Raw genomic sequence first — 20,223 nt, 5'->3', positions numbered from 1 at the left:
AGGCATTTACTCCCCCCACCACCTGACGCTCTCACCGTCCCTGCACCAGCCGGGGCGCGCCGACGTGCGTCTCTCCAACATCACAGGTGATCCATGGTCGCTCAGAATTTCGAGCCGGCGCTGGCGTGCGTCAACGTCCACGAGGGCGGCAAGGACGACGACAAGAGGGACCCCGGTGGCCGGACGGCCTACGGCGTCACGCAGGCCCGCTACAACCAGTATCTTCGCGACAAGGGGCGCCCCCGCGCCGATGTGTGGGGTATTACGGTGCCCGAGCGGGTGGAAATCTGGCGCACCTACTATTGGGACGTGATGCACTGCGACGATCTGCCGGCGGGGCTCGATTACGTGGTGTTCGACGGCGGGGTGAACTCTGGCCCGGCGCAGTCGGTGAAGTGGCTTCAGCGCGCCATCAACGACGTGCGGGCGAAAACCGGTGACAGCCCTATCCTCGTGGATGGGCAGATGGGCACCAACACCGTCGTGGCAGCTAATGCGCTGGACGACACGGACGCGGTGATCGCCGCGATGCAAGATCGCCGCCTCGCGATGCTGAAGGCCCTCCGGACGTGGTCGGTCTACAGCAAGGGCTGGGGGCGGCGCGTCGCCGACGTGCGCAAGCTCGGGCAGGCCGTCGCACGCGGGTCCGTGCCGCTCAAGCCGCCTCCCGGATGGACCACGGCCCCCGGAAAGGCCCTGCCGACCGACGCCAAGCCGCTCCCCAGCCCGGACAAGGGGACGCTGGCCGCTGGCGTGGGTGGAGCGTCTTCGGCCGTCTCTACGGCGACCACGGCGATCCAGCCGGCACAGGGCATCTCCACCACGCTCGACGTGGTGCTCAATGTGCTGATCGTGCTCGGCGTCGCGCTCACCCTCGCGGGTGCGGGCTATGCATGGTGGGCCAATCGCAGGGCGAAGCAGCTCAGGGCAGATCTTGACCTTGCGCCGTCTCCCACCCCGGACAATGGAAATGAGCCGGTTCATCCCGTTGCGGCGCCGGGAGAGGCAGCATGACCCGCTCCATCGTTGCCGCAGTGGCCTTGTCGGTGCTGCCGGCCCTCGCCCACGACGCACCCTCCGGCTTCACCTACCTGCCCTCATGCTGCAGTTCCACCGATTGCCGGCCAGCCGATACCGGAGAGGTGGTGGAGAAGGATGGCGGCTGGCTCGTGGTGCCGTCCCACACCTGGCTCCCGGCGAACGACCTTCGCCTGCATGAGGCCCCGGATGGCCGATTCCACGTCTGCAACAAGGTGGCCGGGGATCGGTTGAGCGAGCCGTGGTGCGTCTACCTGCCGAGCTTCGGGAGCTGACCCATGCACATGATCTGGAGCATCGGTCAGCACGTCATGTCGTATGTGCCGTGGTGGGTCTACGCCATCTTCGCCGCGGGCGTCTACATGGCAATCCTGCGCTTCGCCGTGCCCATCCTCGGGGAGAAGGTCGGGGGCATCGCCGCCAACGTCTACGCCATCGCGGCCATCCTCTTCATCGCCGGCGACTATTGGGGCGACCAGCGGGAAGCGTGGCTCAAGGAGCGCGCGGAAGTCATCGTCACCCAAGCCGACATCAACCTCAATGCGCGCGCCGACGTTGATTGGTCGGAACGCCTCGCCCGCATGGCAGTGGAAGCCAAAGCCGACAAGGAGAAGCTCGATGCGCTGGAAAAGGGTAGCCCTGACGGCTGCGGCCCTGTCCCTGACGATGTTCTGCGCGGGCTGCGATGAGGGGCTGAAGGCCCTGGCCCGGAATGTCCCCGGCATGCCGAAGACGTGCACCGTGCCGAACTCCCCGCCGGATCTGGCCAGCGGCGTGAGCTGGAAGCGCGCCGCCTTCGCCTATGCCGCCGCCTTCAAGGTGGCGAACCGCGAGAAGGTCGAATGCGGCCAGTTCGCCGACAAGGTGCTGAACGATATCCGCACGGGGAGGCGGTGAGCCATGGCAACGGGGGAAGTCGATTCCGGAATGGTGGTCATCTCGCGCGAGGAGCTTCGTGAGGTCATGCGCGAGGAGCGGGAGGCCTATGCCACCGAGACCAGCAAAGCCGTGCAGCGCGCCTTCATGGAGGTGGGGCTTTACGCCGACGACTCGGACGAGCGAAAGCGCATCCGGGCCGACTTCCACCACTTGCGGCGCTGGCGCGAGCTGACCGACGTGCTCGCGCGCCAGATCGGGATTACGATCATCGGGGTGATCATCGTGGCCACCATGGGCGTGATGTGGGTGGGTGCCCAGATCAGCCTCATGAAGCCGCCCCATCCATGACCCGCCTCTCGATCGATTGGGACGATGAAGGCGCCTATGCGGTCATCAGCCGGCCGGGGCAGGAAGCAGAGCGGGTCCCGCTCACGCATCGCGATGCCGTCCGGCTCATGAGCGAGGCGGCCGAGGTGGTGCTGGTGGAGGAGGGGAGGCGGGCCGCAAAGTATAATCCGAGCCGGAGGGATTATACCGAAGGCGAAGCGCCGCACTTCATCGGGGTGCTGGGGGAGTGATTTCCTCCCACGGCGTCGGCTTCGGCCCATCACCCCTAAGGCTCGCTTCGCCCTGCCACGTCCATCTGGCGCCAGCCTCTTCGGCCGACAGGCTCGTGCCGCAGCGCTTGCAGCGGAACCGCATCGCCCGTAGTTGACGCGCAGGCAGGAACCGGATCGGGAACTCCGTGGTGCCGCCGCAGCGCGTCACCCGAACCCGCACGTAGCCGGCCGCATGGGCAATGGATGGTGTCGCGTCGAGAGGGTCCATGGGGGCGAGCATATAGGGGAACGGATCGTGAACAAGTGGGTTATGCCTTTTGCTTCCGTGGCGGCCTCCCCGGGCGCCAAAGCAGCGGCCTTCCATAGTAGAGGTTTGACAGCATTTGATGGAGGAGCCGGGGCCGGCGAGTATGGTAGAATCGCGCCTTCTTCCCATTCACATAATGCTGGTGCCATCCGACGCAGATGCCGAAGGCCGTGCGCTTTGACCAGAGGCGAACCCGATGCCAGCGGTTCAACCGGGTGATGGTTGCCCATCGCGAACAATATTCTCTCTCGAAAGAGTAGGTCCGGCCGTTGACCGCGCAGACGCCGCTGAGCGGGTGGTCATAGTAATTGCTCACGAAAATGACGCGTATCTTGTCCGCTGGAACCCTGATCGATGAGGCGACCATCACCCCTCTCCCTCAGGCTCAGCAAGAGCGCGGCGGCCGGCGCTTTGATCCGAGGTGCTGTTCAAATGGACCTTCGGAGGTGGTCGAAAACGGAACGCGCTCTTCTCTTCGATGGTTTGCTTCTGTTCGGGCGTGGCGTATATGGTGACAAGGGTCATTGACCGGTGAAACTTCGGGTTGAAGCACCATATTTCGCCGATCTGCACCCCTTCGGATATCACCGTGTAGAAGAATTCGCCGAGGCTTGCTTTGGTGTGCGCCGGGCATCCGCCCTTCTGGGTTTCATCGGTGACCCACCACGTGGCGCCCTTGGCCTTTAGAACGGGGTTTTCGACGGCCATCACGTCCTCCTCAGTCCTGCTCAGGGGGTGACACATTGAGGGTACGGAGGCGGTCCCGTGCTGCGCCCCTGACGGCGGCATTGTGGCCGTGTGCCCCGTCTGCAATCTCGTGCAGGCGCTGCACCTCATCCTCCATTCGAGCCTCGGCCCTCTCCCCCCGCACATAGGCAAGGGCGGCCTGCCAGCCCATCCAGCGGGCATTCACCATGACCGCGATGTATTCTCCGGAGTCGTCGCGATTAAACTTTGCATGTGGCAAGAGGCCCCGAATGTGGGCCTCGAAAGCCTCTCTATCCCTATCCATCTCGCTCTCCTCAGTCCTTGGCCGCGTCGGTAATCTCTTTCACTCTGTCACGGTCAAGCCATACCACAATCCCAAGCTTCTCCGTACCATTTAGGTCAACTCTCTCAAGCGTAGCGAAGGTGATTTTTGTCTTCTTCGGCGTCATGCTAAGGTCAGTTGTGCATTGGTCCAGGAATTGGACGCCGACGATATCGTCTCCGTAAATGGATATCAGTTCGGATAGTTTCATTGCTCGCATCCGCTCTTGGTGCGGCGCCGGATCTCATCCTCGATCGCGCGGCACCGCGCCTCGGTCCGCTCGACTTCGTATTCGTTGATGACCTCGGCATCGCCTAGGCGCCCTTGACGGTCGCTCTGCCGCTCGCCTTCTTTCTCAAGCTCTTCGAGGGTCATACTCGCGAGCTTGCCGGGCGGGTAAAGAGGCTGATCATCGTAGTAGTCGTCATCAATCCAGTCATCGGCTGGGCAGCGGTCGCATTCATCGACCGGCACCTTCTTCCCCGCGCAATTGCAGTACGTCTGCCTCTGCATGGTCCTCTCCTCACGCTTCCAGCTTCTTGCTGGCGGCCAAAATCGGTGCGGGGGCAAAGCAAAATTGCCCAATAGCAACAATGAGGCCAAACGTCTCCGCACCTGATTCTATGTTATTGCTGGTATTCGCAAATCACCATTCCGCCCCTGGGCACCATTTCACGCTCCAATAGCGTCCGAAGCGATCCTCAGATCCTGAAAAATCAATAACTTATCTCGTCTTGCATGTCCGGCATGGTGCGGGAAGGTGCGATTGCATCCGGCGAATCTGGGGGTAGCTTTGGGGGTATCGGCTCCATACCCCCAGCGGCGATACCCCCACCGATGGCACTTACCGACCTTGCCATTCGCAATCTCAAGCTCGCAGAGAAGCCGTTCAAGGCGTCGGACAGCGGTGGGCTGCACCTCCTCGTCAATCCGAACGGCTCGCGCCTCTGGCGGCTGAAGTACCGCTACGAGGGCAAGGAGAAGCTCCTCGCCTTGGGCGCCTACCCGATCGTCACCCTCGCCAAGGCGCGCGAGAAGCGGGACGACGCCAAGGCGCAACTGGCGGACGGCATCGATCCCGCCAGGTCCCGGCGCGAATCGCGCATCGCGGCGGTGGCGACCTCCGGCAACACGTTCCGCCTTGTCGCCGAGGAATATCTCGACAAGCTGCGGCGCGAAGGCCGAGCGCCCGCCACTCGGCGAAGGTCGAATGGCTGCTGTCCTTCGCCTATGGCGATCTCGGCGAGCGCCCGATTTCGGAGATTGCCGCGGCCGAGGTGCTCGCCGTACTCCGAAAGGTGGAGCAGCGCGGCAGACGGGAGAGCGCCCGGCGGCTGCGATCCACGGTGGGCTCGGTCTTCCGCTATGCCATCGCCACCGCCCGCGCCGAAAACGATCCGACCTTCGCCTTGAAGGGAGCGCTCACCAATACAGCGGCGAAGCACCGGGCCGCCATCACCGACCCGAAGGCGCTCGGCGCGCTCCTCCGTGCGATTGAGGGGTTCGACGGTCAGCCCACCACCCGCGCAGCGATCCAGCTGATGCCGATCCTCTTTCCCCGGTCCGGCGAACTGCACATGGCGGAGCGGGACGAGTTCGATCTGGAGAAAGCCGAGTGGACGATACCGGCATCATGTGTGAGTCGGAGGGCACCGATGCTTGATCGTGGGTAACACCGTAGGATCGCTGCGAGGGGACCGTGGTGAAGCCAGACCGGCAGCTCTGAGAGGCTCCCCCAAGAACAGCGGAAGGGGCTTGTTCGGGCCTCCGGCAGCCCGCTTGAGCCCGTAGAATTCCGATGGAGTCGTTCAACGTGCCGCGCAATCGGAGATCACGAAGTCGGCGCAGGCGTCGCCGCCGGCCGGATGCGGCCACCGCCGTCCGGTTCCGTCAGCTCTGCCGCCCGCCTGGAGAGCCGGCTAGATATTGGATCGCGCGGTGGATCAGTTCGGCGAGGTTGGTTGCCCCGAGCTTGCCCTTGAGCTGCGAGCAGGTGTTAGCCACCGTCTTGTAGCTCACCCCCAGGTCATCAGCGATCTGCCCATAGGCCCTGCCTTCCGCCAGCAAGGCGAGGACCTGCAACTCCCGCGGGGTGAGGTTCGCCATGAATCCGGCCCGGCCGCGGGTGGCGAGCAGCGCCACTTCCAGCGCCAGGTCGTGGCTGATGTAGGGCTGACCGCGGCGGACCTTGTCGAACGCCTCCAGAAGGTCGGCGGCGGAGGTGTCCTTCAGCAGATAGCCCGTCGCGCCCGCCTCCAGCGCCCGGCTGGCGATCACCGGATCGGCATGCATGCTGAACACCAGGATGGGCATCCGCGCCGCCTGCGCCCGCAGCCGCCGCACCAGGGCGAGCCCGGCGAGGCCGCTGCCGTTCAAAGCGAGGTCCACGATCACCATGTCTGGCCGCTGGCGTCGGAACAGCCGATAGCCGGCCAGGGCGCTGCTCGCCTCCAGGAGCTCGCAGATCCCCGCATCCTCCAGAAGGTAGCGGCATCCCTGGAGGATGATGGGATGATCGTCGATGAGCAGAACCCGGGTCATGGCCGTGAATGCTCCACGATGACGGGTGGCCGGTCCCCGGTGATGGGGATCTCCACCACGAGGCAGGCCCCGCCCGCCTGCGATGCCGTGAGCCTGCAACTGCCGCCCAGGGCACGAACGCGCTCGCGCATGCCGGTAAGGCCGAGCCCCTCGGCCAGGTCGGCCGGCGGGCCGGAGCCATCGTCCGTCACCACGAGGCGAAGGCGCGGCGGCGCCTGCACTTCCGTGAGGGCCACGTGCACCGTGCGCGCGTCGCCGTGCCTGAGGGCATTGGTGACGGCCTCCTGGACGCAGCGATAGAGCGTAGCATCATGGGCGGGTCCGTAATGGTCGGCGAGGGCGCCGGGTTCGAACACGAACTGGCGCTCGCCGTCATGCTGCCGGAAGTCTACGAGGAGGTTGGACAGGACATCCGCCATCGCCACGTGATCGAGGGCAGCGGGACGGATCTTGCGCAGCAGGCGCCGGTTGGCGAGCTGCATCCGCTCCACGATGCCGACGAGGGCGGCGGTGCGCGCCGCGATGCGTCCGGCGACCTCCTGAGGCGCAGCGGCGGCGAGCCTCTGCAGGGAATCGGCGCTCGCCTTCAGGCCGAACATCAGCGGCCCGAGTTCATCGTGCAACTCGCGGGCGACCTGCCGCCGCTCGTCCTCCTGCAGGCTCACCAGGCGGGCATTGAGGCGCGCATTGTCCTCCCGCGCCGCATCCAAAGCTTCGGCGAGGGCATTGAAGCGCTCCGCCACCTCCGCCAGCTCGCGGCTGCGCGGCGGGGGCACCCGGCAGGCGAAGCGGTTGTGCTCCAGCTCGCCGAGCGCCGCGCGGAAGCGGCCGAGATCGGCGCGCACCCGCCCGAGGGCGAGATAGAGCGCCAGCAGGATCGCCACGTTGACCGCGACGGCGACGCCCGCGAAGTCGCTGACGTCCTCCCAGACCTCCGCGACCTCGTCGTCGGGCACCCCCGACACCCGCACGCGGCCGACGACCGCGCCGTTCGCCGTCACATCGATCTTCCGGGAGACTTCGCCGACACCCACGAGGCGGGCGAACCATTCCGGCGCGCCCTCGCCTTGCGCGCCGCCATCGGCGGGCAGGGCGAGCGGGTGCCCCGCGGCATCCTCGACCTGGATGCGCACATGGCGCAGATGGCGCAGGTGCACCGGCCACTGGTCCATGGTGAGCCGGGAGGCTCCGTCCGCCATCCGCTCGGCGGTTTCGCGGACCATCTTCTCCGCCATCTCCACCGACGCGGTCATCTCCCGCTCCGCCGCCTCCCGGGCGTTGATCACCACGACGCTGCCGGCGACCACGGCCGCCACGGCATTGATGGCGAGGACGGTGCCGAGCACCTGGGTGCGGAGCGACATGCAGCCGCTGAGGCCGGCGGCCCTTCCGTCCGGCGCGGGTCGGGTCGCGGCACGCAGACGCGGCAGGATCGTATCGCGCAGGCTCATGGCGTTCCCCGCAAGCCGCCGCCGTCATGCCCGCCCGACGACGCGAGCGCGCGCAGCGCCGCGGCCCGGTCGAAGCCGGTGTTCCGGAGATTGAAATAGTGCTGGCACAGGTCCGCGTATCCCGCCGGCCTGCCGCGCTGGCCGAGGGGGATGAAGCCCTGCAGGATCTCCTGCGGCGCCTCGACGATGGAAATGTCGGCCAGCATCCGCTGTAGCTGCACGGTGCGATTCGCCAGCATGCGCGGCGTCTCGTGGAAAACCGAGTCCGCCTCCTTCAGCAGCTGCTGCAACCGCGCCTCCACGGCGGGCCGATCTGGCCCGTCCGGCCCGGTGGCGCGGGCGGCCAGCCACGTCTGCGGCGGCGTGGAATCCCCAAGCTCGAGCCATTCGCGGGTGGTTGGCGGGAGGGACTGGGGCGTCGGGGGCGCGGAGCGCGCGGCGCTTTCGAGCGCAGGCGGCGGGGTATGGGTGGCGGCCGGCCGGCCGGCCGGCTCCTCGCTTTCGCCGCAGCCGGCCAGCACCAGCGACGAGCCGACAAGCATCGCCGCATGCATGGCGACGCTGCGAAATGAATGCCGCAGCGCACGCGACGCCCACGCATCCTGCCGACACCTTCGGCCGGCCTCTGATGTTTTCCTTATTATTTCCCGCATAAGCACCATCTACACCGGACACTCCTAAATATACGTCACGATTTCTGTGGCGCCAGCATCAAGCCCGTTCCAGCCCGGACCACCGGCGGGCGTCCCAACTTCCATGAAAAATGCCTTATACAACAGTGAATTAGGAAGTCGCTCCAGTGCGGATTGCCAAAACTTCCCGCCTTCAATTGCACAATCACCGCGAGACAAAAACCTCGCGGCGATCTCAACTCATGACACAAAGAACTGAAGACTAAGAAAACAATAAGAAAAACACCGCAGGTCGCAATCGGAGGACGACCGTCATAGCCAAGCTCACGACAAGCCGTTGCCGACATGTCGAACGGCGGAAGGCCTCGACGGGTGCGCACCGCATCTGACCTGGACCTCCGCCCGTCGGCAGTGGTCGCACGCCGACCCGCCTGACGCGGATCGGTACGGCTGGCACCGGGATCTTACAACACGGCGGAAGCCTGCCGGGGCGCATGAGCGTGCCCCGGCGGACGCAGCCGACTGACGCCGATCTACCCCGAGTGAGGAAAGCCCAAGGAAGCGCCAAATGACACGATTGTTCTCTTCCGCGTCCCTGTGTGCGGTGACGCTCGCCCTGGCGGCGGGCTCCGCCGCACTCCCGAGCATCGCCCACGCCAACGACAAGCTCGTCGATCTCGCCAAAAACGACGAGAACTGGCCGATGACGGGCAAGAACTACGACGCGAACAACTACAGCCCGCAGAAGCAGATCGACAAGCAGAACGTAAAGCAGCTGCGGCCCGCGTGGTCCTTTTCCACGGGCGTGCTCAGCGGCCACGAAGGCACGCCGCTGGTGGTCAACGGCGTGATGTACGTGCACGCGCCGTTCCCCAACACCACCTTCGCCCTCGGCCTCGACGATCCGGGTCACATCCTCTGGCAGCACAAGCCCAAGCAGAACCCCACGGCCCGCGCGGTGGCCTGCTGCGACGTGGTGAACCGGGGCCTCGCCTACTGGCCGGGCGACGCCAAGACACCGCCGCTCATTCTCAAGACCCAGCTCGACGGCCACATCGTGGCGCTGAAGGCCGACAGCGGCGAGGAATTCTGGAAGCTGGAGAATTCCGACATCAAGGTGGGCTCCACCCTCACCATCGCGCCCTACGTGGTGAAGGACACGGTGCTGGTGGGCTCTTCCGGCGCGGAGCTCGGCGTGCGCGGCTACGTCACCGCCTATGACGTGCGCACCGGCGCCCAGAAGTGGCGCGCCTACGCCACCGGTCCCGACGAGCAGGTGATGCTCGCCAACGACTTCAACAAGGCCAACCCGCATTACGGCCAGAAGGGCCTCGGCACCGGCACCTGGGAAGGCGACGCGTGGAAGATCGGCGGCGGCACCAACTGGGGTTGGTACGCCTTCGATCCCTCCACCAACATGGTCTATTACGGCTCCGGCAACCCGGCGCCGTGGAACGAGACCATGCGTCCCGGCGACAACAAGTGGACCATGACCATCTGGGGCCGGGACATCGACACCGGCGAGGCCAAGTTCGGCTACCAGAAGACCCCCCACGACGAATGGGACTATGCCGGCGTCAACGTGATGATGCTGTCCGAGCAGAAGGACCAGACGGGCAAGATGCGCAAGCTCCTGACCCATCCGGACCGCAACGGCATCGTCTACACCCTGGACCGCACTGACGGCACCCTGGTCTCCGCCGACAAGATCGACGACACGGTCAACTGGGTGAAGCAGGTGGACATCAAGACCGGCCTGCCGCAGCGCGATCCGGAATACGCCACCCGCATGGACCACAAGGGTCGCGACATCTGCCCCTCGGCCATGGGCTACCACAATCAGGGGCACGACAGCTACGACCCCCAGCGGCAGTCCTTCTTCATGGGCATCAACCATATCTGCATGGATTGGGAGCCCTTCATGCTGCCCTACCGGGCGGGGCAGTTCTTCGTCGGCGCCACGCTGTGGATGTATCCCGGCCCCAAGGGCGACCGCCAGAAGTATGAGGGCCTCGGCCAGGTGAAGGCCTATGACGCCATCAACCACAAGTACAAGTGGGAAGTGATGGAGCGCTTCGCGGCCTGGGGCGGCACCCTCGCCACCGCCGGCGGCGTGATGTTCTACGGAACGCTGGACGGCTTCATCAAGGCCCGTGACAGCGACACCGGGGAGCTGCTGTGGAAGTTCAAGCTGCCCTCCGGCGTCATCGGCCATCCCATGACCTACACGCACAAGGGCGTGCAGTACGTCGCCATCTATTACGGCGTCGGCGGCTGGCCGGGCGTGGGCCTGGTGTTTGACCTCAACGATCCCACCGCCGGCCTCGGCTCCGTGGGCGCGTTCAAGCAGCTCCAGCACTACACCCAGATGGGCGGCGGCGTGATGGTGTTCTCCCTCGGCGGGAAGGGCCCCTACGACGATCCGAACGTGGGCGAATACGGCTCGGGCGGCTGATCTTTCACACGCATCGGGCGGCGGACCTCCGACCGCCGCCCCTTGCCGGCCGCCGCTCCTGCTGTGCGGCGGCCGGCATCTCACCGTATCGACCGGCGCCTCTGTCCGGAACACCCCTTCGGGAGCGAAACCATGAGCTCTTTCGCCTTTTCCGCCCGCGGCCTGCTTCTCGCCGGATTGCTGCTCTCCGTTGGTGCCGCGCCCGCCTGGACGCAGACGCAGAAGCCGGCGACCGCCGCGGCACAGGGCGATCCCACGACCCTGCGCGTATGTGCCTCCGAGGTGGAGGCACCGTTCTCGCAGAAGGACGGCAAGGGGTTCGAGAACCGCCTCGCGGAGGCGCTGGCCGCGGCCATGGGCCGCAAGGCGGTGTTCGTGTGGAGCAGCAAGCCCGCCATCTACCAGGTCCGCGACCAGCTCGACGCGAAGCTCTGCGACGTGGTGATGGGCGTGGATACCGGCGATGCCCGCATGCTCACCTCCAGGCCCTATTACCGCACATCCTATGTGCTGGTGACGAAGGCCGACCGCAACATCACCGCCATCGACTGGCAGGACCCGCAGGTCGCTGCCCTCGGCCGCTTCGCCATCCGCTTCTATTCGCCCGGCGAGACCATGCTGAAGCGGCTCGGCAAGTATGAGGACAATGCGGCCTATCTCTACGGCCTCGTGAATTTCAGGTCGCCGCGCAACCAGTATGTGCAGATCCCCGGCGAGCGCATCGTCAGCGAGGTGACGAGCGGGGAAGCCGACATCGCCTTCGCCTTCGCCCCGGAAGTCGCGCGCTACGTGAAGGCCTCGCAGGTGCCTCTGCGCATGAGTCTCGCCGGCACCGCCATCACCAAGTTCGACGGCACCGACATCCCGCTGCACTACGACCAGTCCGTGGGGGTGCGCCTCGACGACAAGGCGCTGCTGGGCGAGATCGAGACGGCCCTGGTGCGGGCACGCCCGCAGATCGAGGAGATCCTTTCGCAGGAGGGCATCCCGCTCCTCAAGCCCAACACCTGAGCCGCGGCAGCGCCGCGCGGATTTTCTTCAAACATTGCGGTAGGTCCAATGCAGAAGTGTTTCTACTTGCGTGCCATGAAGGGCCTTGTTGCCATCGCGCTCGTCTCCGCCTTCACGCTGGCCGCGCATGCGACGCTGTCCTTCACCAACACCATCACCGGCCAGCCCCTCGATCTGTCCGAGGCGATGGAGGAAGGCCGCGACACCGAGGCGGTGAAGAAATTCCTCTCCGCCGGCGTCAATCCCTACTTGGAAAACAAGACCTGCCTGCCCAAGGCCAAGGATCTGTTCCTCTCCATGTGCTCCGGCTGCCACGGCCATTACGGCGAAGGCAAGATCGGGCCGGGCCTCAACGACGCCTACTGGACCTACCCGAAGAACATGACCGACCAAGGCCTGTTCGAGACCATCTTCGGCGGCGCGCAGGGGCAGATGGGGCCCATGTACGGCGCGCTGAACCTCGACGAGATGCTGCTGGTGATGGCCTGGGTGCGCCACATCTACAAGGACGACCCCAACGAGGCCGTCTGGCTCAGCCCAGCCCAGCGCGCCGCCTTCAAGCCCTTCGACGACAAAGAGGATCACACGCCGCCTCTCGACCAGGCGCCGGTGTGCAAGGTGTCGGCCACAAGTGCGGCCGGCCTCAGATGAGAACGGGAGGAAACCACATGACCCGACTTGACCGCATCCGCCGCCACACAGCTCTGTTTGCTGCCGCGGCCCTTTCCGCCGGCCTCCTCGCCGCCTCCGGCGCCCTCGCCTATGACGGCACCAATTGCCGGGCGCCGGGCAATTGCTGGGAGCCGAAGCCGGGCTATCCCGACAAGGTGGCGGGGTCCAAGTACGACCCCAAGCACAACCCCGCCGAGCTGAACAAGCAATCCGCGTCCATCGCCGACATGGAGGCGCGAAACAAGAAGCGTGTCGAGTATTTCCAGAAGACCGGCCAGTTCGTCTATGACGTGAGCAAGATTCCGTCGAACTGACGAGGGCCGCCCCCGATCCCACCAGCTGGGCATAGCCACTTCGCTCTGCCGGCAATCCTCCGATGGATGGTGGGCCAACTGGCGCGGCCTGCCGGGACTGCGGCGGGGTTCGCCCTGCCGTCCGGCTGGCTGCGCCTTCTTCGCCGCATCGGCGCTCAGGAAGGTCGCAGATCCCATGGTCGCAGATTCCATGCACGCCATCGCCGGATCGGACGAAAGGATCGCGGACTGGCACGCGCGCGCGCTCGCATTCGAGCGGGAGGTCGCGAAGGTGGTGCTCGGCCAGGAGCGGGTCATCCGCATGCTCAGCATCGCGGTGTTCGCCCGCGGCCATGTGCTGCTCGAGGGCGACGTGGGAGTGGGCAAGACCACCCTGCTGCGCGCCATGGCCCGCGCCATCGGCGGTGCCTATGAGCGGGTGGAAGGCACGGTCGACCTGATGCCGTCGGATCTCGTCTACGATGCCCGCATCGGCGACGACGGCCGCCCGCGGGTGGACCCCGGCCCGCTGCTGCGGCGGGGCACCGGCCTTTCCATCTTCTTCTTCAACGAGATCAACCGGGCGCGCCCGCAGGTGCATTCGCTGCTGCTGCGCCTGATGGCGGAGGGCACCGTCAGCGCCTTCGGCCAGGACCATGTCTTTCCGTATCTCCAGGTGTTCGCCGACCGCAACCGGGTCGAGCGCGAGGAGACGTTCGAGCTGCCGGCAGCCGCCCGCGACCGCTTCTTCATGGAGGTGCAGGTGGCCGCGCCCACGGGGATGCAGGCACGGACCGCTCTCATCTTCGATCCGCGCTTCCACCACATGGACCGTCTCCTGTCCGAGGTCCGCGAGGGCGTGCTCGACCACACCCGCCTCGGCGCCGTGGCCGGCGCGATCCAGGAGGCCGTCCACGCCAGCCCCGCGATTGCCGCCTACACGGTGGCCCTGTGGGATGCGGTGCGAAATCCGCATGCCGCCGGCATCGCCCTCTCCGGCGTGCGGATGGACCGGCTGGTGCAGGGCGGCGCGAGCCCGCGCGGCATGTCCTATCTGGTGCGGGCGGCACGGGTGCGGGCCTGGCTGGAGGGGCGCACCATGATCGTGCCGGAGGACCTGCGCGCCGTTTTCCCGGAAGTGATGGCGCACCGCATCTTCTTCGATCCCGTCTACGAGATGCGGCGCGAGGAGATCGCCGCCGCCCTGTGCCGGGCGGCGTTCGAGACGGTGCCGGCCCCATGATCGGGGATGAAGGCCCCGGACAGAACAAGGACGGTCGCGGATTGTCCGATGCGGAGCCCGACGCGGCCGTCCTGCCTTACAGGCTGCGCTGGCGTCCGCGCGGCGAAAAGCCCGGCGCCCATCCTGCCCGCGCCGAGGGCGGTGAGGGCAGCTTCCGCGGCCTCCTGCCGCTAATGGCCCGCCCCGACCCGCGCCGCATCGACCTGCGTGCCACGCTGCGCGACCCGTTCGATGCCGTCCATGTCCGTTCGTTCGCGCCACGGCGGGCGATCACGGTGGCCGCGCTGGTGGACCTGTCCGGCTCCATGGGCTTCGATGAAGCGTTGCCCGGCCATGGGCCGCCGGAGGTGGCGCGCTTCGCCGCCACGCTCGCCGCCTCGGCGGCGGCCGGCGGTGACGCCTTCACCCTGCTGGCGGCGGACGATGCGCCGCGGGAGGACATCCGGATCGCGCCCACCCATCGCCGCGGCATCGCGCAGGAGGTGCTTTCCCGGCTCGCGCACGCCCCGGCCTCGCGGCGGAGCGCCCGCGGCCTGCTGGCGGCGGCCGAGGACCTGCCCCGGCGGCGGTGCCTGGTCTTCCTCGTCTCGGATTTCCTGATCCCCGCCGCCGACCTCGCCGACCTGCTCGACGCCCTGTGGCGGCACGACGTGGTGCCGGTGGTGGTCCGCGACAGCCGCACCGAAGGCCATGTGCCCGCCTACGGGCTCATGGAGGCGCAGGATGCGGAGACGGGTGCGCGGCGCCTCGTCGTCATGCGGCCGTCGCTCAGGGCCAGATGGCGGGCGCAGGCCCATGCCCGCCTGGAGGCCCTCGACGCCGCGTTCACCGCCCGCGGGCGCCATGCCTTCCACCTCGTCGACAGGTTCGACCCTGATGCGCTGCATGATTTCCTGGCGCGCCGCTAGCGCGGCGGCACGCGCCTGCGCCGCGCTTCTCCTCCTGCTCCTTCCAGGGGCGGCCGCGCGTGCGGCCACGGTGGAACTCTTCGCCCCGCGGCCCTTCGGTTATTTCATCGGTGACGTGATCACTCACGAAGCGGTCCTCGCCCTCGACCCCGGCTACCAACTGGCCGAAAGCGGGCTGCCCCGCCCGCGGCCGGTGACCTATTGGCTCGATCTCGTCTCGGCCCGGCTCACCGCGCTGCCGGAGCGGGCTGGTGGGCGGCGCTATCGCCTCACGCTCATTTACCAGACCTTCTATGCGCCGCTCGAGCCCCGCGCGCTCGAGATCCCCGCCGTCCCCCTGGTCGCCGCGGACCGCGACAAGCGCCTGGCGCTGAGCGTGCCGGCGTGGACCTTCGTGTCGTCGCCCCTGCGCGAGATCGTCTCCAGCCGGACGGCCAATCCCATGGCGCTGCAACCGGATATCGCCCCGGCGCCGTACCCGTTGCGCGATGATCTGCGCGCGGCGGGAGGCGCGGCGGGCCTCGCCGTCGCCAGCCTGCTGGCACTCGCCATGCTGCGGGGCTGGGGCCCCTTCGCCTCGCGCCGGATGCCCTTCTGCGACGCCGCCCGGCGCCTGCGCGGGAGCCTCGCCGATGCGCCGACCCCAGAGGCCTATGCGGCCGGGCTGGTGCTGCTGCATCGGGCGTTCGATGCCGCGGCGGGCCGAAGGCTGCTGGCGGAGGATGTCACCACCTTTCTTGCCGGCGCGCCGCGCTTCGCGCCCGAAGCCGACGCCATCGTCCGTTTCTTCGCCGCCTCGCGCATGGTGTTTTTCGGCATGGATCCCGAACAGGCGCGGGCCGTGCTGCCGGCGGATGCGCTGCTCGCCTTGTCCCGCCGGCTCGCGGCGGCCGAACGGGACGGGGGACGGCGCACGCACGCCGGGCCGGATTTTGCGCCGGAGGGCGTGTCATGAACCCCGGCGTCGATCATCCGCTGCTGCTTTGGCTTCTGCTGCTCGCCCTCCTGCCACTGTTCGCTACCCCCTTTCGCGGACAGCGCTTGCCCGCCATCACAGCGGTGCCGCGCGACGGCGTCTCGACGGCCGTGGCCGTGGGGCTGCGCACCGCCGGATCGGTGGCCATCGCGGCCCTTGTCCTCGGCCTCGGCGGCCTGCATCTGCGGGAGGAAACGATGACGCGCCAGGGCAACGGCGCCCACCTGATGCTGCTGCTCGACCGTTCCGCCAGCATGGACAACACCTTCGCCGACCGGCAGCCGGGACAGGGCGAGGAATCGAAATCGGCCGCGGCGAAGCGGCTGCTGACCGACTTCCTCGCCCGTCGCCCGCGCGACCGCATCGGCGTCGCCGCCTTCTCCACCTCGCCCATGCCGGTATTGCCGCTCACCGACCATCACGCGGCGGTGGCGGCGGCGGTGGCGGCCATCGACCGGCCGGGCCTCGCGCTCACCGACGTGGGCCGAGGCCTCGCCCTCGCCCTGTCGTCGTTCGGAGAAGACGGCGACGGCGCGGCGCGAGCGGTGCTGCTGGTTTCGGACGGGGCCGCGCTCGTCGATCCGCGGGTGCAGGCGGCGCTGCGCGACGGGGTGAAGCGCAATCCGGTGCGGCTCTACTGGCTGTTTCTGCGCACCGCCGGCGCCCGCGGCATCTTCGAGGCGCCGCGCACTCCGGGGGAGGACACCCCGCAGGCCATGCCAGAGCGCCACCTGCATCTTTTCTTCGGCAGCCTCGGCGTCTCCTATCGCGCCTTCGAGGCCGGCAGCCCCCAGGCGGTCGCCGACGCCATCGCCGAGATCGACCGGCAGGAGGCCTCGCCCATCGCCTATCTGGAGCGCATCCCGCGCCGCGATCTCCGCCGGCTCTGCTTCGCCGTGGCGGCCCTCGCCACGCTGCTGCTGCTCGCGGCGAAACTGGCTGAACGCGGGATCGGGGCGAGGCAGGGCCGCGACGCTCAAGCCGGCGGCGCGGACGCCGGCGCTCCGGACAGCAGCAGGAGGGCCGCATGAGGATGCCCTTCTCCGGCTGGAGCCGGCGGCGCCTCGCCAACGTCCTGCTGGCGGCCACCCTGCTTATCGGTCTTTGCGGCCTCGCGGTCTTTGGCGCGCGCGCGGGCCTGCACCTGATGGAGAACCGCGCCATCGCCGCGCTCGCCGCCGGGCGTGACCTGCCGGTGGCCGAGGGCGCGTCCCCCGGGTCCTGCTGGCGCGCGCTCATTTCCTCATCATCCGTGACCGGCTGGATGAAGCGCAGCCACTCGTCGATCGCATCGTGCGGGATGGCGAGGCACCCCTGACCGTAGCCGCGCTCTACGATATGGCGAATGCCCGCCTTCAGCTCGCCATCTCCCATCTGGAGCGCACCGAGATCGATCCGGCCATTCCCCAGGTCCGCCTCGCCAAGGCCGCGTACCGGGCAGCGCTCGTGCGGGCGCCCGGTCTCTGGGATGCCAAATACAATCTCGACGTGGCCATGCGGCTGGTGCGCGATTTTCCGCAGATCGAGCAGGAGCCGCAGGCCGATGCACAGGAGACCCCCAAGCGCCTGTGGACGGACCTGCCCGGCCTGCCGAAGGGGCTGCCGTGATGCCTGTCCCCCGGCGCCGCCTTCCGGATCCGCGCACGCTCGGCCTTGCCGCCGCCTTCGTGCTCGCCGTCGCGGCGCTCCTGGCGCCCCGCCTCCCCACGCGCGGCACCGCCTGGCATCTCCTCGCCATCGTGGACGTCACCGGGTCCATGAACGTGCGCGACTACAGCCGCGACGGCCGCCCCGTCTCGCGCCTCGACACGGTGAAGCGGACGTTGCGCGACATGGCCTCGCGCCTGCCCTGCGGCTCACGCCTGGGGCTCGGCATCTTCACCGAGCGGCGCAGCTTCCTGCTGTTCGAGCCGGTGGAGGTGTGCGCCGATTTCGCGCCGCTCGACGGCGCCATCGCCGCCCTCGACTGGCGCATGGCCTGGGAGGGGGACAGCTACGTGGCATCCGGCCTCTATTCGGCCATCGCCCTCGCAGCGCCCCTCGGAGCGGAGCTCCTGTTCTTCACCGACGGGCAGGAGGCGCCGCCTCTGCCCGCATCCGGGGCGCCGCGCTTCGACGGCGAGGCCGGCGCCGTGCGCGGGCTCCTCGTCGGGGTCGGCGGGACGACGCCGGCGCCGATCCCGAAATTCGACCGCGACGGGCGCGAGACCGGCTTCTACGCCATGACCGACGTGCCGCAGGAGAACCGCCATGGCCTGCCGCCCGCAGGGTCCGAGGTGCGGGAGGGCTGGCATCCCCGCAACGCCCCCTGGGGGGCGAACGAGCCTTCCGGCGAAGAGCATCTCAGCGCCGTGCGCACGAGCCACCTGGAGGCGCTCGCCGCCGCCACCGGCCTCACCTACGTCCCGCTCGCAGATGCGGCGGCGCTTGCGGCGGGCGTCGAATCCGCAGCGCGGCCGCATCCCGTGCCGGGAGTGATGGACAGCGCGCCCGTGCCGGCAGGCCTGGCCTTGCTGGTGCTCTGCGGCCTGTTCACGTCGCAGGCGCTGGCGGCGCGCCGCTTTCGTTCCACCGAGAAGAGGACAGCCCCTTGATGACCTCGCACCTGCCGACCCGCCGCGTCGCCGCCGCCCTTCTCGCCGGCCTTGTGTTCGGCCTTCTTGCTGCGACGCCCGGCGTGGCCCATGGGCCGACGCCGCAGAAGGCCGAGGCGCGCACCCAGATCGCGGCGCCGGCGGATGCGGTGTGGAAGGTGGCCGGCGCCTTCGGCGGCATCGGCAGCTGGCATCCCATGGTGAAGTCGGTTGTGGCCACCGGCGGCGACGCGGCGGGCGCCGAGCGCGTGCTGACGCTGGAGAAAGGCGAGCTCACCGACGGCCTCGACGACTACGACGCGGCCGGCCGCAGCCTGTCCTACCGCCTGTCGAAGGAGAACGTGGAGGCCCTTCCGGTGAGCTTCTACACCGCCACCCTCACCGTGAGCGATGCCGGCGCCGGGCGCAGCGAGGTGGTCTGGACCGCGCGCTTCTATCGTGGGGATACCAGCAACTTCCCCCCGGACGAGTTGAACGACGAAGCCGCCATCGCTGCCATGACCGGCTTCTTCGAAACCGGCCTCAAAGGCCTCAAGGCCAAAGTGGAGGGCAAATGAATGAGCCGCTGGCCGTCCTGCTGGCGCCGCTCCTGTCGGCCGCGCTCCTGCTGGCCGGCCCGGCGGCGACGCCGCTCCATGCCGAGAGCCTGTTCGTCGTCTGCCAGAGCGGCGCGGAAATCAGCGTCATCGACCTTTCGGCCGGGGCAGTGGCGGAGCGCATCCCCGTGCCGAAGGCGCCGGCGGGCATCGCCGTGTCGCCGGACGGCGGGACCGCCTACGTCACCCATCCCGATGCCGGCCTCCTCACCCGGATCGACACGACGACTCGGCAGGTCGTCGACACCACCTTTATCGGCGGCCAGCCGTTCGCGGTGGTGGCCGATCCCGATGGCGACGCGCTCTATGTGAGCGACTGGGCGGGCGATGCGGTCCACCGGCTCGATGGGCGCACGCTGGCACGCACCGGCACGATCGGGGTCGGCCGCGCGCCGGCCGGCCTCGCCCTCGATGCGCACCGCCGCCGGCTGTACAGCGCGGACCGGGAGAGCGACGCCGTCAGCGTCATCGATATTGCACGCTTCTCGCGCATCGCCTCGGTGCCGGTCGGCCGCGCGCCCTATGCCTTCGACGCGGGCAATGATCCGGGCTTCCTCGCTGTCGCCAACGTGCGCAGCGGCGATATCGCCCTCATAGACAAAGCGGACCACGCGGTCTCGCGCCTGCCGGCGGGACGGATGCCCTATGGCCTGGCCGTGGTGCCCGGGACGGGGCGCATCCTGGTGGCGAACCAGCAATCTGGCACCGTGAGCCTGCTGGACCCGAAGACGCGCCGCGAGACGGGCTCCGTCCGTCTCGGCGGCTCTCCCGAGAGCGTCGTCGTCAGCTCCGACGGACAGCTGGCCTATGTGAGCGAATGGTTCGACGACGCGGTGGCGGTGATCGATCTCGACGGGCTGGCAGTGCGCGCCCGGATCCGCGTCGGGCAGGGGCCGCGAACCATGGCCACGGTGCCGTGATCCCGCAACCGCGCGGCCGGCACCGCTCTGCCGAAACGCCTGTCGTCGATGCCTTTATTGGTCAGCCGGCGCTCCCAGATCCTCAACCGGGTGTGGGAGGCGGCTTGAGCCGCGGAC

26 protein-coding genes and 1 pseudogene are annotated in these 20,223 nt (G+C 68.1%); 21 read left to right on the top strand and 6 right to left on the bottom strand.

The features are described 5' to 3' along the window. Positions 1 to 93 precede the first annotated feature (93 nt). From EZH22_RS24390 to EZH22_RS24365, 6 genes are read left to right on the top strand one after another with little or no spacing between them, the layout of a single operon-like run. Positions 94 to 1,014 (top strand): glycoside hydrolase family 108 protein, encoded by a 921-nt coding sequence (locus EZH22_RS24390; RefSeq protein WP_203192959.1) that lies wholly within the window; start codon positions 94 to 96, stop codon positions 1,012 to 1,014. Next, a complete protein-coding gene (locus EZH22_RS24385; protein WP_203192958.1) occupies positions 1,011 to 1,313 on the top strand; it encodes a hypothetical protein in 303 nt (100 codons plus the stop codon). Before EZH22_RS24390 ends, EZH22_RS24385 begins: the two co-directional genes overlap by 4 nt. Positions 1,314 to 1,316: 3 nt before the next feature. Then, entirely contained in the window at positions 1,317 to 1,727 is a 411-nt protein-coding gene (locus tag EZH22_RS24380; protein WP_203192957.1) for a hypothetical protein, read from the top strand. 34 nt (positions 1,728 to 1,761) lie between these two features. Then, positions 1,762 to 1,935, top strand: a complete 174-nt coding sequence (locus EZH22_RS24375) for a hypothetical protein (protein WP_203192956.1) — start codon at positions 1,762 to 1,764, stop codon at positions 1,933 to 1,935. 3 nt (positions 1,936 to 1,938) lie between these two features. Next, positions 1,939 to 2,265, top strand: coding sequence for a hypothetical protein (locus EZH22_RS24370; protein ID WP_203192955.1), 327 nt, complete (start codon positions 1,939 to 1,941; stop codon positions 2,263 to 2,265). Beyond that, complete coding sequence (locus EZH22_RS24365; RefSeq protein ID WP_203192954.1) at positions 2,262 to 2,495, top strand: hypothetical protein; 234 nt, start codon at positions 2,262 to 2,264, stop codon at positions 2,493 to 2,495. The genes EZH22_RS24370 and EZH22_RS24365 overlap by 4 nt, the downstream gene beginning before the upstream one ends. Before the next feature lie 655 nt (positions 2,496 to 3,150). Here EZH22_RS24365 and EZH22_RS24360 read toward each other — a convergent pair. The 3 genes from EZH22_RS24360 to EZH22_RS24350 all read right to left on the bottom strand — a co-directional run bounded on the left by EZH22_RS24360 (position 3,151) and on the right by EZH22_RS24350 (position 4,327). After that, a complete protein-coding gene (locus EZH22_RS24360; protein ID WP_203192953.1) occupies positions 3,151 to 3,492 on the bottom strand; it encodes a hypothetical protein in 342 nt (113 codons plus the stop codon). 314 nt (positions 3,493 to 3,806) lie between these two features. After that, a complete protein-coding gene (locus EZH22_RS24355) occupies positions 3,807 to 4,025 on the bottom strand; it encodes a hypothetical protein (RefSeq protein WP_203192952.1) in 219 nt (72 codons plus the stop codon). Continuing rightward, complete coding sequence (locus tag EZH22_RS24350) at positions 4,022 to 4,327, bottom strand: hypothetical protein (RefSeq protein ID WP_203192951.1); 306 nt, start codon at positions 4,325 to 4,327, stop codon at positions 4,022 to 4,024. The genes EZH22_RS24355 and EZH22_RS24350 overlap by 4 nt, the downstream gene beginning before the upstream one ends. Before the next feature lie 225 nt (positions 4,328 to 4,552). On the opposite strand from EZH22_RS24350, the pseudogene EZH22_RS32990 reads away from it, so the two are divergent. Then, a pseudogene (locus tag EZH22_RS32990) lies at positions 4,553 to 4,852 on the top strand (Arm DNA-binding domain-containing protein); the annotation flags it as partial. Then, positions 4,762 to 5,487 carry a tyrosine-type recombinase/integrase gene (locus EZH22_RS32985; RefSeq protein WP_408647746.1) on the top strand — a complete coding sequence of 242 codons (726 nt, stop codon included), beginning with the start codon at positions 4,762 to 4,764 and terminating at the stop codon, positions 5,485 to 5,487. The pseudogene EZH22_RS32990 and the gene EZH22_RS32985, both read left to right, overlap by 91 nt. A gap of 217 nt (positions 5,488 to 5,704) precedes the next feature. Here the strand turns inward: EZH22_RS32985 and EZH22_RS24340 are convergent, their stop codons facing one another. From EZH22_RS24340 to EZH22_RS24330, 3 genes are read right to left on the bottom strand one after another with little or no spacing between them, the layout of a single operon-like run. After that, positions 5,705 to 6,355, bottom strand: a complete 651-nt coding sequence (locus EZH22_RS24340; RefSeq protein ID WP_203192950.1) for a response regulator — start codon at positions 6,353 to 6,355, stop codon at positions 5,705 to 5,707. Further along, on the bottom strand, positions 6,352 to 7,806 hold the full coding sequence (locus EZH22_RS24335; protein ID WP_203192949.1) for an ATP-binding protein: 1,455 nt from the start codon (positions 7,804 to 7,806) through the stop codon (positions 6,352 to 6,354). Before EZH22_RS24335 ends, EZH22_RS24340 begins: the two co-directional genes overlap by 4 nt. Next, positions 7,803 to 8,468: a hypothetical protein gene (locus tag EZH22_RS24330; protein ID WP_203192948.1), complete on the bottom strand. Its 666-nt coding sequence runs from the start codon at positions 8,466 to 8,468 to the stop codon at positions 7,803 to 7,805. Before EZH22_RS24330 ends, EZH22_RS24335 begins: the two co-directional genes overlap by 4 nt. 538 nt (positions 8,469 to 9,006) lie before the next feature. On the opposite strand from EZH22_RS24330, the gene EZH22_RS24325 reads away from it, so the two are divergent. From EZH22_RS24325 to EZH22_RS24265, 13 genes are all read left to right on the top strand, one after another. Next, the gene (locus tag EZH22_RS24325) at positions 9,007 to 10,893 is read left to right on the top strand and encodes a methanol/ethanol family PQQ-dependent dehydrogenase (RefSeq protein WP_203192947.1); all 1,887 of its coding nucleotides are present in this window, start codon (positions 9,007 to 9,009) and stop codon (positions 10,891 to 10,893) included. 132 nt (positions 10,894 to 11,025) lie between these two features. Further along, positions 11,026 to 11,904, top strand: a complete 879-nt coding sequence (gene moxJ, locus EZH22_RS24320; protein ID WP_203192946.1) for a methanol oxidation system protein MoxJ — start codon at positions 11,026 to 11,028, stop codon at positions 11,902 to 11,904. 75 nt (positions 11,905 to 11,979) lie between these two features. Then, complete coding sequence (moxG, locus tag EZH22_RS24315) at positions 11,980 to 12,555, top strand: cytochrome c(L), periplasmic (RefSeq protein ID WP_203196745.1); 576 nt, start codon at positions 11,980 to 11,982, stop codon at positions 12,553 to 12,555. Positions 12,556 to 12,572: 17 nt separating this feature from the next. After that, positions 12,573 to 12,890 (top strand): methanol dehydrogenase [cytochrome c] subunit, encoded by a 318-nt coding sequence (locus EZH22_RS24310; RefSeq protein WP_203192945.1) that lies wholly within the window; start codon positions 12,573 to 12,575, stop codon positions 12,888 to 12,890. A 190-nt stretch (positions 12,891 to 13,080) separates the two neighbouring features. After that, a complete protein-coding gene (locus EZH22_RS24305; protein ID WP_203196743.1) occupies positions 13,081 to 14,112 on the top strand; it encodes an AAA family ATPase in 1,032 nt (343 codons plus the stop codon). Then, positions 14,109 to 15,020: a DUF58 domain-containing protein gene (locus EZH22_RS24300; protein ID WP_231711129.1), complete on the top strand. Its 912-nt coding sequence runs from the start codon at positions 14,109 to 14,111 to the stop codon at positions 15,018 to 15,020. The genes EZH22_RS24305 and EZH22_RS24300 overlap by 4 nt, the downstream gene beginning before the upstream one ends. Further along, positions 14,989 to 15,975: a nonribosomal peptide synthetase MxaA gene (locus tag EZH22_RS24295; protein ID WP_210352030.1), complete on the top strand. Its 987-nt coding sequence runs from the start codon at positions 14,989 to 14,991 to the stop codon at positions 15,973 to 15,975. The genes EZH22_RS24300 and EZH22_RS24295 overlap by 32 nt, the downstream gene beginning before the upstream one ends. Beyond that, the gene (locus tag EZH22_RS24290; RefSeq protein WP_203192943.1) at positions 15,972 to 17,027 is read left to right on the top strand and encodes a vWA domain-containing protein; all 1,056 of its coding nucleotides are present in this window, start codon (positions 15,972 to 15,974) and stop codon (positions 17,025 to 17,027) included. Before EZH22_RS24295 ends, EZH22_RS24290 begins: the two co-directional genes overlap by 4 nt. Continuing rightward, the gene (locus EZH22_RS24285; RefSeq protein WP_203192942.1) at positions 17,024 to 17,314 is read left to right on the top strand and encodes a hypothetical protein; all 291 of its coding nucleotides are present in this window, start codon (positions 17,024 to 17,026) and stop codon (positions 17,312 to 17,314) included. Before EZH22_RS24290 ends, EZH22_RS24285 begins: the two co-directional genes overlap by 4 nt. Next, positions 17,290 to 17,604, top strand: coding sequence for a hypothetical protein (locus EZH22_RS24280; protein ID WP_203192941.1), 315 nt, complete (start codon positions 17,290 to 17,292; stop codon positions 17,602 to 17,604). Before EZH22_RS24285 ends, EZH22_RS24280 begins: the two co-directional genes overlap by 25 nt. Continuing rightward, positions 17,604 to 18,590: a vWA domain-containing protein gene (locus EZH22_RS24275; RefSeq protein ID WP_203196739.1), complete on the top strand. Its 987-nt coding sequence runs from the start codon at positions 17,604 to 17,606 to the stop codon at positions 18,588 to 18,590. The genes EZH22_RS24280 and EZH22_RS24275 overlap by 1 nt, the downstream gene beginning before the upstream one ends. After that, positions 18,590 to 19,147 carry an SRPBCC family protein gene (locus EZH22_RS24270; protein ID WP_203192940.1) on the top strand — a complete coding sequence of 186 codons (558 nt, stop codon included), beginning with the start codon at positions 18,590 to 18,592 and terminating at the stop codon, positions 19,145 to 19,147. The genes EZH22_RS24275 and EZH22_RS24270 overlap by 1 nt, the downstream gene beginning before the upstream one ends. Beyond that, entirely contained in the window at positions 19,144 to 20,106 is a 963-nt protein-coding gene (locus EZH22_RS24265; RefSeq protein WP_203192939.1) for a YVTN family beta-propeller repeat protein, read from the top strand. The genes EZH22_RS24270 and EZH22_RS24265 overlap by 4 nt, the downstream gene beginning before the upstream one ends. Positions 20,107 to 20,223 lie beyond the last annotated feature (117 nt).

The sequence above is a fragment of the Xanthobacter dioxanivorans genome (assembly GCF_016807805.1).
Classification (GTDB): Bacteria; Pseudomonadota; Alphaproteobacteria; order Rhizobiales; family Xanthobacteraceae; genus Xanthobacter; species Xanthobacter dioxanivorans.
The sequence above is the reverse complement of the archived record's forward strand: the minus strand, read 5'-3'. Positions and strand labels throughout refer to the sequence as shown.